The 12,332-nt window shown below is 46.1% G+C and carries 12 protein-coding genes; 6 read left to right on the top strand and 6 right to left on the bottom strand.

Annotated elements, in window-relative coordinates:
• Positions 1–368: 368 nt before the first annotated feature.
• From RMO27_RS18310 to RMO27_RS18295, 4 genes are all read right to left on the bottom strand, one after another.
• A complete protein-coding gene (locus RMO27_RS18310; protein WP_309735162.1) occupies positions 369–896 on the bottom strand; it encodes a DUF4330 domain-containing protein in 528 nt (175 codons plus the stop codon).
• 108 nt (positions 897–1,004) lie between these two features.
• Positions 1,005–3,680, bottom strand: a complete 2,676-nt coding sequence (locus RMO27_RS18305; protein WP_309735161.1) for a CHAT domain-containing tetratricopeptide repeat protein — start codon at positions 3,678–3,680, stop codon at positions 1,005–1,007.
• A gap of 392 nt (positions 3,681–4,072) precedes the next feature.
• Positions 4,073–4,786 (bottom strand): helix-turn-helix transcriptional regulator, encoded by a 714-nt coding sequence (locus RMO27_RS18300; RefSeq protein WP_309735158.1) that lies wholly within the window; start codon positions 4,784–4,786, stop codon positions 4,073–4,075.
• A 20-nt stretch (positions 4,787–4,806) separates the two neighbouring features.
• Positions 4,807–5,208 (bottom strand): DUF6932 family protein, encoded by a 402-nt coding sequence (locus RMO27_RS18295; protein ID WP_309735157.1) that lies wholly within the window; start codon positions 5,206–5,208, stop codon positions 4,807–4,809.
• A gap of 180 nt (positions 5,209–5,388) precedes the next feature.
• On the opposite strand from RMO27_RS18295, the gene RMO27_RS18290 reads away from it, so the two are divergent.
• A complete protein-coding gene (locus RMO27_RS18290; RefSeq protein WP_309735155.1) occupies positions 5,389–5,895 on the top strand; it encodes a hypothetical protein in 507 nt (168 codons plus the stop codon).
• 43 nt (positions 5,896–5,938) lie between these two features.
• Here the strand turns inward: RMO27_RS18290 and crtD are convergent, their stop codons facing one another.
• The gene (crtD, locus tag RMO27_RS18285; RefSeq protein ID WP_309735152.1) at positions 5,939–7,471 is read right to left on the bottom strand and encodes a C-3',4' desaturase CrtD; all 1,533 of its coding nucleotides are present in this window, start codon (positions 7,469–7,471) and stop codon (positions 5,939–5,941) included.
• A gap of 74 nt (positions 7,472–7,545) precedes the next feature.
• On the opposite strand from crtD, the gene RMO27_RS18280 reads away from it, so the two are divergent.
• The 4 genes from RMO27_RS18280 (at position 7,546) to RMO27_RS18265 (ending at position 9,499) form a co-directional block, all read left to right on the top strand.
• Positions 7,546–7,713 carry a hypothetical protein gene (locus tag RMO27_RS18280; protein WP_309735151.1) on the top strand — a complete coding sequence of 56 codons (168 nt, stop codon included), beginning with the start codon at positions 7,546–7,548 and terminating at the stop codon, positions 7,711–7,713.
• A 136-nt stretch (positions 7,714–7,849) separates the two neighbouring features.
• Positions 7,850–8,065, top strand: coding sequence for a hypothetical protein (locus RMO27_RS18275; RefSeq protein WP_309735149.1), 216 nt, complete (start codon positions 7,850–7,852; stop codon positions 8,063–8,065).
• 145 nt (positions 8,066–8,210) lie between these two features.
• Complete coding sequence (locus RMO27_RS18270; RefSeq protein WP_309735148.1) at positions 8,211–9,104, top strand: TIGR02587 family membrane protein; 894 nt, start codon at positions 8,211–8,213, stop codon at positions 9,102–9,104.
• On the top strand, positions 9,101–9,499 hold the full coding sequence (locus tag RMO27_RS18265) for a TIGR02588 family protein (protein WP_309735146.1): 399 nt from the start codon (positions 9,101–9,103) through the stop codon (positions 9,497–9,499). The genes RMO27_RS18270 and RMO27_RS18265 overlap by 4 nt, the downstream gene beginning before the upstream one ends.
• Before the next feature lie 405 nt (positions 9,500–9,904).
• Here the strand turns inward: RMO27_RS18265 and cimA are convergent, their stop codons facing one another.
• On the bottom strand, positions 9,905–11,524 hold the full coding sequence (cimA, locus tag RMO27_RS18260; protein ID WP_309735144.1) for a citramalate synthase: 1,620 nt from the start codon (positions 11,522–11,524) through the stop codon (positions 9,905–9,907).
• Positions 11,525–11,691: 167 nt separating this feature from the next.
• Here cimA and RMO27_RS18255 point away from each other — a divergent pair, with 167 nt between their 5' ends.
• Positions 11,692–12,018: a 2Fe-2S iron-sulfur cluster-binding protein gene (locus RMO27_RS18255; RefSeq protein WP_309735143.1), complete on the top strand. Its 327-nt coding sequence runs from the start codon at positions 11,692–11,694 to the stop codon at positions 12,016–12,018.
• Positions 12,019–12,332: the final 314 nt, after the last annotated feature.

Genomic DNA, 12,332 nt, shown 5'->3' with positions numbered 1-12,332 from the left:
CCCGAATTTACCCAAGTCTCGATTCCGATAATAACCCCACCCCAAAATACCGAGTGTGATGACTAGGAGTGCGATTGTTGTTGTATTTTCTGCTGTAATCATTGGTGATAATTAGATACTGGAGATCGGTCGCGCGATATTCGCAACCTCTCTATAGCATGACAGCAATATTCTGTAGCCGCTAGTACCGATCGTAGAACCTTCTGTCTGGCGGGGTTTAGGCTTTAGGTTTTAGGCTTTAGGTTTTAGGCTTTAGGCTTTAGGTAAAGAGTAGAGGGTGGAAGTGGGTAGTGAATTTGGACACAAGCGTCCTTCGATCTCCCAGTCTCCCAGTCTCCCAGTCCCCTGCCTCCTAATAGATCGCGAGTTTATTTATCGAGGTAGCGAATATCGATGACTGTACCGTTGAAGTTGTAATTGAGTTGGTCGATTTCGACGGAAGATCCAATCTTCATTTTGGTGTTGCCCAGTACCAGTCCCTCTTTGGTTTTCTGTCCTTTGCCCGTCACTGTGACGATCATATCGACACTGTAGGAATCGGGTCTAGGATCTTTCATGGCTTTAATCGTACCATCTGCTTGGGGGACGGCTAAATTGCGATCGAGCTGACGGACAGATTTGATATCGACTTGTCCGGCGGGCTGATTGCGAATCACAAAACTCAGTTTGTTCCCTGGGCTGAATTCTTTCATCAGCGTGTCGGGATTGAGCACATTCAATCCTCTGACGATCACATCGGCTTCAACGGCTTGGGCTTTGTCTTGACCGTTAATTCGTCCCGTATTTCCAGGCGAAAGAAAAATTCCAGCGACCACAAATAACATTACTAGGACAGCACCAATGTCGAGGAGGCTGAATTTACCAAATAATCTTCCTTGTCGATCGAGAATAGACATACAATTTTTGAGGAATTTCCAGCTAGAAGAAGATCGTCAATTTAATGCCAGTATACAGCGATCGGTTGTGGTTTCAATATCCACTCGATCGACCAGCAATACTCTCCATCAACCCAATCCCTGACAAGTGAAACCTGCCCAGTAGAAAGGATGACTGAATGGTCGATCGGATTGACAATATCGATCGAGTGTTTTTGTCGAATCCAATGCCCCACGATAGGCATTAGTTAATCGATGTGTCTCTCGATCGAATGTCGCCTTATCTACTTCACCCCGCTCGAATTCGGCTTTGAATTCGGCTCGATCGATTCTATTCGCCTGGGCATAGGCTTGGAAGTGATTTTTCAGATCTTCCGAATGGTGAAGTTTGAACTCATCCCCAGTCAGATCGCGCAGGCGAACTTGTGCCATTTTCAGGGCGATGACGCGATCGAATCCGGCATGACGATTCAAATAATAAAAAGTTGAAAATAGAGCAGTTGCCAAGTCGTCTACCACCCATAGCGTGCCGATAACCGTACTGGCTCCAGCGCAGAGAAATCCGGTAGAGAGGGTGAGCAGATCGTCGGTGATGTTGGTAGAGCCGAGATGAGTTTCGCAGCAGGAGAGGAAGATTTCGCGCAGGTGACGATAGCGGCTCATCATCAATTTTGCCAAGCTAATATTGCCATCGGCAAGGCTGACGGCTGATTCGAGCGGGTTGTCGAGGCGGGATGAGGCGTGATTGGCGAGGTGGAGAGTAGTGATGGGTTTATCGGTACGCTCGATTAGATTGTCGAAGGCGGTAACTGTGGCTTGTTTGCGCCCTTGGAGGCGGTAATCTGACTCGATTTGGAACAGCTCGGCGATTTGTTTTCCTTCAAATCCCGCGCCAGGGAGAGTGCCATCGGCATTTTCTACGGTACCGTATTGGGGCATGGTAATTGGCGATCGATCGAGACAGTATTTGAGGATTTGGCAACTGGGTACGGAGCGGATGGTGAATTTGTCGCCGAGGAACCCACGCCGGAACCCACCCCGGAACCCACCCCGCCCTACGGGCACCCCTCCGAGGAGGGGATTTGGTTCAGCCGATTCGTTTGCAAGGGGATTTATGGGGAGGGCGGCGAAGGGGATTTGGTGGAGGTAGAGGTGGGGGATGATAATTAGTTCGGTGATGTCTGTTAATTTAGCGACGAGTCGATCTAATTGGAGGCGTTGAGCTAGCTGCGCGAGGATTTCGGGCATATTATCTGCCCATGCAGATCGATCGTTCACATAGGGATTCAGCCAATTTTCCCACAACCATAGTTGTAATTCTCCGGCACCTTCACCCTGACAGGTATGGATTTGCGGCTGGTTATCCCGTGTAATGATGAAGATATGGGTATCGTTATCGGTAGTATATAAGCTAAGAATCGCGGTACTTTCGGTGGTAATTAACTGCTGAATTGTCGGTAGATCGATCGGTGTTACTTGTTGTTGCTCGGCAAGTTGGGGATCTACCGCCCGAATTTTGCGCCACACGGTTTGTTTTTGGGCTTCTAATGCCTGAATATGTTCGCTAACTTGTTGAATCGCCCGACTGTCGCGAGTGGGTGTGAGTTGGCGATTTTCATTAGCGGTTTCGGTGCGTTGCTGGATATAAATCTGTTGTTGAAGCGATTCATATTCAGCCTGAAGAGTTCTCACTTCAGCAGGTATTTCGCCATCGCGATATAGATCGTTTGTCGCCATAAAGTCTACTAACTGACGACTACGGGCGCGTTCGCTATATTCGATCGCTTTGTCGATTTGTCCATAATTGATACATGCTTGAATGACATTTTGATATACAGATATTGCATCGCGGAGTATCTCTTGGCGATTTTCTACCCGCGCCCAACCCCGACTAATTTCTACTGCTTGGATGGCTCGATCGTAACTTTCGATGGCTAGTTGCCAATTACTTTGTTTGAAGGCTAAGTTACCGAGGTTATTTGCTGTTCGGAGACATTCTTCAGGAAAATTCTGTCGGTCATATACTTCTAGTGCAGATTGAAAACAATCGATCGATTCATCAATGCGATCGATTTTCTGATAAGTAAGAGCCAAGTTATTTTGAGTCATTGCCCAATTTCCAGGGAAATCCTGTTGGGTATATACTTTTAATGTAGATAAAGAACACTCGATAGATAGTTTCAGATTATCACCTTTATCTCCACGAATGCGATTAGTATAAGCAGTAGCTAAATTACCTTGAGTCATTGCCCACTGTTCAGAAAAATTCTGTCTAGTGATTGCTTCTAAAACAGCTCGAAAATAGCTAATCGCTATCTCGATATTCTCTGATTTATCTCCACGAATGCGATTCAGATAAACAGTAGCCAGATTATTTTTAGTTTCTGCCCATTCTTCAAGAGAACCATGTCTGGTTCTTATTTCTAAAGCCGCTCGAAAATAGCTAATCGCCATTTCTAGATTCTCTGCCCTACCCCCACGAATCCACTCACAATAAGCATTACCTAAATTATTTTGAATGCCTGCCCATTTACTAGGAAAATCCTTTCGATTGTATAACTTTAAGGCGGACTGACAGCAATCTATCGATAACTTCTGGTTATTAGCTTTGTCACCTAAAATACGGTCGTTATAAGCAACTGCTAAATTAATTTGAGTATCTGCCCATATCTCTGGTGCAGTAATGGGAGAAACTATAGTTAAAATAATTTCACAACTAGCAATAGCAATCTCCCTATTAGTAGCAAGATTGCCTAATGGAAATTGTCGAATTAAATTTCCAAATGTGCGAATGGTTACAACCATAGAATTTTGTTTGTACCCATTATTTTCTGCAAGCATAGAAATCTTGCGAAGTTGAAGGAGAGGGATTAATTCAGTATTTAAGTATGGTAAATTTGATTGAAGGAGGGGATAGATTACCTGGGGATTACCCCGACTTTCGGCAACTGATTCAAGTACTGACGTTAGGAATTTAAGTTGTTCGTTTTGCATGGTGATTAGTATTTGACAGTTGAAAGCTTTAATCGAAAACCTAAGCAGTTAGAAACCGCTCCTCTGCGAAGGCAGACGCTACGCGAACGGAGTGCAAAGTCCGCCTGCTCGGACTAATAAATCCAGTCTGCGTAGGCAGACTTTGCAACACTAGCCCCGATTTCAATCGGCGGCGATTGTCGGTTTTCTGGGAGGTTTGTGAATTATGCCAACTTCCCCCATAAATCCTGCAATCTTTCCGCCATCTCTGCCGCCAAAACCTGCAAATCTTGTTCCGAATTATCGCCTAACTCTCCCCGAACTAAAGCCAGAGATCGACTATCATCTTTAATTCCCGATCGAGCCTCTTTCAAGAATTCCCCAATATTATATTCAAAATACAGATCGTCAGAATTTTGATAGATTTGCTCCAACTTAGCTTTCAATTGCTCGATCGATAGTTCTGGTACATATACTAATGCTGGCTCTAATATCTGCTTTAACTTGAACCATTCGATGTCAATCTTGACACTAGCATCAAAACTAATCCCCAATGCCTCAGCAACTTTCACCAATCGATCAAAACTAATTGCACTATAATGATTAGCCTCATATCGTTGAATTTGTTGCTCTTGAGTACCAATTTTTTCGGCTAACTCTTTTTGAGTCATCCCGACGGCAATTCTGGCTTTGATTAACGCGATCGGTAGCTCGGCAAGCGATGCTAATTGTAATGTTTTAATTTGGCCGCTCTTGAGTTCTTCATATTCAGCAAGCTCTTGTTTTAATCCCTTAATTAGCTGCTCATAGCTATTTATTTGCGATAAAACTTGGCGAGGATGCAGACTCGGATCTGCTCGATCTATATTAGTAGATGCTTGCTCCAATTCTTTCAGCTTAGTTTGGGTAATTTTATATTGGCGTTCGTTTTGAATCATCATCTTTTGCTCTAATTTAATTATTTCAATTCTCTGGGATCGATCGCGACTACTCCTCTGGGATTGCCTTCCTTGTCGGTTTGCAAGAATCGATCGTATCTCAGTATGGGAAATAGTTCTCCACGAAAAACTTCCTGCTGTGAATCAATATCTTCGACAAATAATCGATCGAGTAAATTGAAATCGATCCCAAAATTGTCGTAATAAGCATCGAAATCATTGGGGTGTTCTTTAGCAGAAATAAAACTCCCGCCGATAATCACGCGGGTACAACCTGCAATTGCTAATTTGCGAAGAGCTGCGGCTAACCCAGTCGCAATCCGCTGTCGCTGTGGATTGGTTGCAAACCTTTCCATCAGAGCTGTCCAGACTATTTCATAGATACCTGGAGGCAGATAGCCTCGTTCATCAAATGGCGGCATACAATAACCAAGCAAAAAAAGCGTGTTATACGTAAATATGACACGCTTTTTTTGTTTTGTCAATTTAATCTACGAGTCAATCATTTGCAGGTATTGCCGAGATCTCTCTTCTCCCATCGCCCTGTAACCCGCTCCTGACGTATACTCATCTATACCAAGATATTTAGCAGGAAATAATCGATGTATGTTGTAGAGATGCATAAATGCCAAAACTGTGGTTTTCCGATCGAAATGCGGCTGTTTTCAGTTTCTAGTGGCATTGGTCCTGCGGAAATCAACTGTGTAAAGTGCGGAGAACTTGTCGATACGGGACGGAGGGAATGGGGAGAAATGTCCAGCTCAAATAAAGGCCGATTCTATGTAGTTACGCTGCTCTACATCTTCATGCTGGGGTTATTAACCGGAAATTTCATCGACCAAGCATACCAACTATGGAATAAAGATCCCGTAATTGTCAATTTGCGCTATGAAGCGATGCCATTTCAGATGTTTGCGGTCGCGGGCGGGGTTGCGGCGGTTCTCCTGCAAATTTATCGAATTAGAGATTCCACTCGGCGATCTCGGCGCACTAACAACAAACTAACAATGTCTGAGTTTATGTTAGGGATACAATGGAATCTTCAGTTCAAGTGTTTGGTGTTTTTGATTGTAATTTGGACAATAGCCACTATCAAAAACTCACTCTGAAATATCCACACGGATAATTTTTTGGATCTGTTCACAGCTTCAATCACTGCTGTTCGATCTGTCGAACGACAGTCAACGCCGAATAACTAACTCCTGCCGTCCCTTCCCCAGGATGGGTAGAGTCACCCACCATCCACAGTCCCGCCACCGGAAGCCGCGTCGCAAAGCCAAACGGTCCGAATGTCGATACCCGTTGCCCGATACCGCCGACAATGCCTCGATCGCGTCCGGTATAATGCTCGAAAGTACGGGGCGTGCCAGCTTCGGTAACGATGATACTTTCGGGTGCTAGATCGAAATATTCGCCCAATTTGGCGATCGCCGTGGCAGTATACTCAGCTTTCATAGCGGCATAATCGACACCTTCGCCGTACCATCGATTGGGATCGACAAATGAGGAGGCAATAATCGTCGCTGTGCCATCTGGTGCGCGTCCATCACCAGGATGACTGACGGAGACAAATAACGAATTATTCTCACCGATAATGCCATCATAGTCATAAAGAAATTGGAGATGGGGCGGACAGCCAGCGGGAATGGCCGTATCTTTTACACCCAGATATACGACGAATGCACCTGAAGCTTGGGGTAAACTGTTGACGCGCGATCGATAGCCGTCGAGCGACAGTAACGGGAGCGGATTTGACTTAGGAGCCGCATCGCCGAGCAATCTCACCAAATCCTGTGCCGTGACATTTGCGACCACCTCAGCGGCAGTTTCCGTCCAAGTTTCACCCGTCTTTTGGTTGCGAATCTTGACACCAGTAACGCCAACTTCGTCGCACTCAATCGACTCCACTGTATGCCGCATCAATAACTTGCCCCCATCTCGTTCCAGGGAAGCCACTAATCGATCGCTCAATACTTGCATACTCCCCTGAAGGTGATACAGTCCTTGGGGGGTCTGCGACACGCCTAGAGCGGTGGCAGCATATAATAAAGCTGTCTCGGCTGCTGTTACCTGTGAGTAAAGTTTGAGCTGGAGATCCAGAAATGTCCGCAGTCTTTTATCGCCGTCCAAACCAAACCATTTGAGTGCGTCGCCGACGGTAGACAGGGTAAACGGAACGGTAATCAGCGTCCCTAGCCGCAGTGCGCCGACTAGCTGCGTCACATCCCAACGATTGCGGGGCGGTAGGATCGGATCGCGGCTTTGAAACTCCCAACTGGCATTAAATAGTTGTTGTAAAAATTGCCAGAACGGTTCGCTACCTGGAAATTGCTGCTGGCGTTCGGCTTGCCACTGTTCGGGATCGCGCCAGACATTAATCGGGGTAGTTTCGCCTGGTAAAAAGACCGCACAAGCTGGATCGCAAGGTGTCGCTGATAGTAGCTCAATTTCTAATTCGCTAAAAATCCGATGATGGATGCCACCAGGTTCGAGTCCGGCAACTTGCGTCGCACCGACATCAAAGGTAAAGCCTTGCCGCTTAAATGTAGACGCACAGCCACCAGGGACGATCGCTTGGTCAAAAATAGTTACTTCATAGCCCCGCTTGGCAAGCAATGCACCCGCTGTCAATCCACCGATGCCAGCACCAACAACGACAACTTTCGGGAGAGACGGTTTCAACATTTGGAGATATGCGATCGAGGAAACTAATGATGTCTTTATCTTAACATTTCTACACGATAGCCAGAGGCGACACTATGCGACGGACTGAGGGATTGGGGGAAAAGGCTGGGGAATTCTGCATTACTGCGTCACAAGCTCAGTCGATCTCCAGATTCATTACCTTCACTGCATTACAGTCCGACGATCGTCCATGCTGGCGATCTCATGTAGTTCTGGTTGGCAAAAATGTAACGCTACAATAGGGAAATTGCGATAGTCTGCATAGATCCATCAAGTGTCAATCCGCCACAGCGGTTGGTCGCAAAAGATACTGTCAGTACTTTTGCGGAAAGTGTAGACTATTTACTGTAGATATCGAAAGAGATTAGGAGAAAATACATGACTTTTACCTCAATTGCATCTAAGCCCATTCTTTCCACAGACAGCGATCGGCCAATTTTCAAGACTGCTAAACTATCCAAAATCTCGGTTGCTGGTTCGATTACTGCGATCGTCGGTATGACTATATTTCAAAATTTAATGTGGATGTCTGTATCCTCCCCTTCAGAGCTGCCGACACCTCACAAATCAGCGGTGGTGAAAACTGTTAAATAGTCGTAAATATTTCAGCAAAAAGGGTGGGCATTGCTCACCCTTTTTGTTTGTGGGAGAAACGCAGAATTCAGAGAATATTGCACGTTACAATTTAGGTATAGCAACGCGCTCCTGTGACAGTCGAAAAAAGTATTGGCATCCGATAATGAAAAGCCACAATAGACATCCGGTAACTAATTCTGCCCAAAAAGCTTTTAAAAAAGAAATTAGGGATGCGATTAAAGGAGTCTCAAGCGGGTTTTTGTTTGGGATTCCCTTACTCTACACGATGGAAGTTTGGTGGATTGGTTCTTACGCCGAACCTTTGCAAATGCTAATCGCGTTACTTACTAACTTTGTCGTTGTCTTTTTACTCATTCGGACTGAAGGGTTTCGCGGAACGACTGATACTAAAATACGCGATGCCTCGATCGATAGTATTGAAACTTTGGCAATTGGATTTATATGTACGGCCTTAACTTTGGTGCTATTGCGACAGATCGATCTCAACACATCCATTAATGAAGCAGTTGGCAAAATTATTTTCGAGAGCGTTCCGTTTACGTTAGGTGTAGCTGTTGCCAATTCATTTTTAAGTGGCGATCGCGAGGGAGGTACTAACACACCGCCATCTTCATCTCCACAGTCTAAAACCGCAGAAATTAACGCCACCCTCGCAGATGTGGGCGCAACTTCGATCGGTGCTCTGTTTATTGCGTTCACAATTGCACCAACGCAAGAGATACCCATGTTGGCGTCAGCAATGACACCGCCTTGGCTACTAGCGACGATCGCAGCTTCTTTACTAATTTCCTACGGGATTGTGTTTGTGGCTGGTTTAACCAATCAAGCTAGACGTTACCAACAGCAAGGTCTATTTCATCGACCGATTAATGAGACTTTAGTAGCTTATATTATTTCATTGATGGCTGGGTTATTAATGCTGTGGTTTTTCCATCAACTCAGTCTTGAAGATCCGTGGACTGTGTGGTTGAGCCATGCGATCGTGCTCGGATTGCCAGCTACAATTGGTGGTGCAGCGGGACGGATCGTCGTATGAGCCAACTCGAACAAAAACAACAGCGATCTGTAGCCGAATGGGTAACTTTTGGCATCGCATCGAGCATTGTGGCTGGTATTGTGGGATTGGTAGTTTATAGTTGGGTGAAAGTCGGAGATAGACCCCCAGTTTTAGCACTCGAACGGAGCGGTAAGATCCGTCAAGCTGAGGGCAATTTTTATGTACCATTTACCATCACCAACAAGGGAGGAGAGACGGCTGATGCCGTTCGCGTAACTGCACAATTGCGGATTGATCGAGATATCGAAGAAACGGGCGAACAGCAATTTGATTTCTTAGCCGGAGGAGAAGCTGAGGAAGGCGTATTTTTGTTTAGCCGCAATCCCCAAAGCGGCAAATTAAGCTTGCGCGTTACTAGCTATCGAAAACCTTAGCCAAGATTGGTGATTGTTTGTGGCTATTGATCATCAAGAGTAATCCATCACTACTACCGATCTTAGTGCTACAATCCCTAAAAATCATTACTTTCGATTGGCTAAGTATCTGATTCCGGCAACTACACCTACTAGCAGTGGGAAGCAGTAGATCGTATAAAAGAAGGATATCACCAATGCCCATGACCACCGATCGGAGAGGGGAATGTATTCTGGATATGGGGAGTTATCATACCAATAAGGGTCTAGACAAACCAAAATAAAAGAGATCGCATAAATGACAAATGGATAAGAGACAACAGTTAAAATAAGTCGCTGGCGCAGATTCATCTGAAAATATACTCGATGGTAACAGATAGTGATTCATCGATCTTTAGCGAGTTTTCATCAATCGATCGCATGTCCTCAAACATCAACTAAACTACAGGTTTGCGGAGACTTAACCAATAACCCATATTCAATCCCTTGGGCGACAGCTTGATAGGAAGCTTCGAGAATATTATCAGAGACACCGATCGTCGTCCAGCGATGTAAACCATTACTCGACTCCACCAATACCCGCGTCACCGCTGAAGTTCCCGCCCCACCATCAATAATTCGCACCTTATAGTCCGTGAGATAGCACTTATTTAACTCTGGATAAAACTGACTCAAGGCTTTGCGCAAGGCCGCATCGAGAGCTGAAACAGGGCCATTGCCTTCGGCGGCTTCGAGGATATTTTGGCCATCGACAGCGATTTTAATGGTCGCCAGGGAGTGATGTTGGGTGGCATTGGCGTAGTCTCGTCCGGGGATAATCGCGCAATGTACTTGAAAATCTTGAATCGTAAACAACGTCGCCGTTTGACCGAGAATTTCCCGCATCAATAGTTCAAAACTGGCTTCGGCTCCTTCAAATTGGTAGCCTTGATATTCCAATTCCTTGAGTCGGGCTAAAATCTGGCGCGTGCGCGGATCTTCCTTTCTCAGTGTCAAACCCATCTCGCTAGCTTTGATCAGCACATTGCTCAATCCCGATTGTTCGGAAATCGCAATCCGGCGTTCGTTGCCGACTTGAGTGGGCGCGATATGTTCGTAAGTGAGGGGATTGCGTTCGACGGCGGAGACGTGGATGCCACCTTTGTGACTGAAGGCGCACTTGCCAACAAAGGCGGCATAATCATTCGGCGCGACGTTGACGACTTCGCTGACAAATCTGCTCACTTGCGTCAAGCGCGTAAGATTGGCTTCAGTCAGGCAAGAATAACCGAGCTTGAGCTGGAGATTGGGAATAATCGAGCAGAGATTAGCATTACCACAGCGTTCGCCATAACCGTTGATCGTCCCCTGTACCATCGTCGCACCACTGGCGACAGCCGCGATCGAGTTTGCCACGGCAAGTTCGCAATCATTATGACTGTGGATGCCAAATTGAAGCTGTTTATTGGGGTAAATGGCGTGGATAACCTCCCCAATAATTTGAGTCACTTCCTGGGGCAATGTCCCACCATTCGTATCGCAAAACACCAGCCAATCCGCACCAGCCGCGATCGCCGTTTGCAATGTTTTCAGTGCGTATTCAGGATTGGCTTTGTAGCCGTCGAACCAGTGCTCCGCGTCGTAAATCACTCGCCTACCTTGGGAAATCAGGTACTCGATCGAGTCCCGAATCATCTCCAGATTCTCAGCTAGATCGGTCTTTAAGCCCTCGGTAACATGCAAATCCCAAGATTTGCCAAAAATCGTCACCCACTTGGTACCAGCCGCCAAAATTGCCGCTAGCATCTTGTCTTCAGCCGCCAGTCCCCCAGGGCGACGCGTCGAACAAAAGGCGACTACTTGCGCTTGTGTCAAGGGTTCCAACTGCAAGCGGCGAAAAAATTCCCCATCTTTGGGATTGGCACCCGGCCACCCACCTTCAATCCACGGTACGCCTAGTTTGTCGAGTTGTCTGGCAATTTTGAGTTTATCCTCAACCGCCAAGGTTAAACCCTCTCGTTGTGCGCCATCGCGGAGCGTCGTATCGTAGATATGGATTTGCGGCATATAGTTGGGAGTGCAAGAGCTGCGATCGAATTGGTAATGCTTAAGAAATTGCGAGAAAATGTAATCAGCTTTAAATTTATTCGGTAATGTCGCTTTTTGCCTCAAGATGAAGTGAAACTTTAAAACTCTTCGCTACCGCCTACTCTCCACCTCCTAACCGCTGAATTATGCCCCAAGTCACTGCTCAAGGAAAAAACTTCACCTGCGAAACTGGAGCTAATCTCCGTCAGGTATTAATGGATAATGGGATCGATCTCTACAATGGTAATGCACGGATAATCAATTGTATGGGGATCGGTACTTGTGGCACTTGCGCGGTGCAAATTGACGGGGAAGTATCGGCACCAAATTGGAAAGATATTGCCAGACGCAGCTTACCACCCCATCAGCGATCGCGAAACCTGCGACTTGCTTGCCAAACTCAAGTTTTGGGCGATATTACCGTGACTAAATTTACAGCTTTTTGGGGACAGGGCAGCGATTACCGATGGTAGGCGACACAATTAACTTGGAAGGTTTAGCAGCGATGCAAAACTAATGATGAGCATCACCCACAGGCCGATCATAAATCTTGACAAAAATAATGTAGTTCGACGCATTGCTCTTGATTCCCGAAATGTTTAGCTTACAAGGTTATCTGTGAGTGTTCAAGATTGCTAGCGGCGGCTGTGATTGGGAACATTGTCTTTGCGATCGACTTTACGGCGATCGATTCGGACGCCTTGGAGCGATTCCGCTGCTTTGTGCCGTCAGGATGCGCTCAAAAAATAGTACTTTGCGCGTAGAACATAAACGTCTGATAGTTGCT

Origin of the sequence: Chamaesiphon sp. OTE_75_metabat_556 (assembly GCF_031378165.1) — a bacterium.
Taxonomy (GTDB): Bacteria; Cyanobacteriota; Cyanobacteriia; order Cyanobacteriales; family Chamaesiphonaceae; genus Chamaesiphon.
Note: the sequence above shows the minus strand (reverse complement) of the source record. Positions and strands in the feature narration are given on the sequence as shown.

Coding starts and splice junctions, on each gene's coding strand:
- RMO27_RS18295 (WP_309735157.1), bottom strand. CDS start 5,208: ATGCCGCCATTTGATGAACGAGGCTATCTGCCTCCAGGTATCTATGAA.
- RMO27_RS18290 (WP_309735155.1), top strand. CDS start 5,389: ATGTATGTTGTAGAGATGCATAAATGCCAAAACTGTGGTTTTCCGATC.
- RMO27_RS18300 (WP_309735158.1), bottom strand. CDS start 4,786: ATGATTCAAAACGAACGCCAATATAAAATTACCCAAACTAAGCTGAAA.
- RMO27_RS18280 (WP_309735151.1), top strand. CDS start 7,546: ATGCGACGGACTGAGGGATTGGGGGAAAAGGCTGGGGAATTCTGCATT.
- RMO27_RS18275 (WP_309735149.1), top strand. CDS start 7,850: ATGACTTTTACCTCAATTGCATCTAAGCCCATTCTTTCCACAGACAGC.
- RMO27_RS18265 (WP_309735146.1), top strand. CDS start 9,101: ATGAGCCAACTCGAACAAAAACAACAGCGATCTGTAGCCGAATGGGTA.
- crtD (WP_309735152.1), bottom strand. CDS start 7,471: ATGTTGAAACCGTCTCTCCCGAAAGTTGTCGTTGTTGGTGCTGGCATC.
- RMO27_RS18255 (WP_309735143.1), top strand. CDS start 11,692: ATGCCCCAAGTCACTGCTCAAGGAAAAAACTTCACCTGCGAAACTGGA.
- RMO27_RS18270 (WP_309735148.1), top strand. CDS start 8,211: ATGAAAAGCCACAATAGACATCCGGTAACTAATTCTGCCCAAAAAGCT.
- cimA (WP_309735144.1), bottom strand. CDS start 11,524: ATGCCGCAAATCCATATCTACGATACGACGCTCCGCGATGGCGCACAA.
- RMO27_RS18310 (WP_309735162.1), bottom strand. CDS start 896: ATGTCTATTCTCGATCGACAAGGAAGATTATTTGGTAAATTCAGCCTC.
- RMO27_RS18305 (WP_309735161.1), bottom strand. CDS start 3,680: ATGGTTGTAACCATTCGCACATTTGGAAATTTAATTCGACAATTTCCA.